Source organism: Macrococcus sp. CoH-51_TC_04, assembly GCF_058188655.1.
Window position 1 is genome coordinate 1 of the sequence record NZ_JBVGOY010000089.1, and the last position, 247, is coordinate 247.

At 55.5% G+C, this 247-nt stretch carries 1 protein-coding gene; it reads left to right on the forward strand.

Annotated elements, in window-relative coordinates; all coding sequences use genetic code 11:
- Positions 1-54: 54 nt before the first annotated feature.
- A partial coding sequence (locus ACZ2V4_RS11880) for a hypothetical protein (protein WP_490514974.1) occupies positions 55-247 on the forward strand: 193 nt, incomplete at its 3' end.

Below are 247 nucleotides of genomic sequence, written 5' to 3' on the forward strand. Positions count from 1 at the left end.
GGTGAAGGGCGCAAACTCCGTGTATTCGCTTGTCGCTCTTAATCAGGACTGACCATGATCGACCATGATGCTGAACATCGTCTATACGTGCCGATGGACCCGTACCTGTTCTACGAGCTTGGCGGCGGTTATGCTCTGAACAAGGGGCCGCACGCACTTCCCGATGACGCGGTGCTCAAGGTTGGGCCTGCTATTCCACTATCCCGCATGTTCGACTGCTACTGGCTACTGCACGAAGGACAAAAGG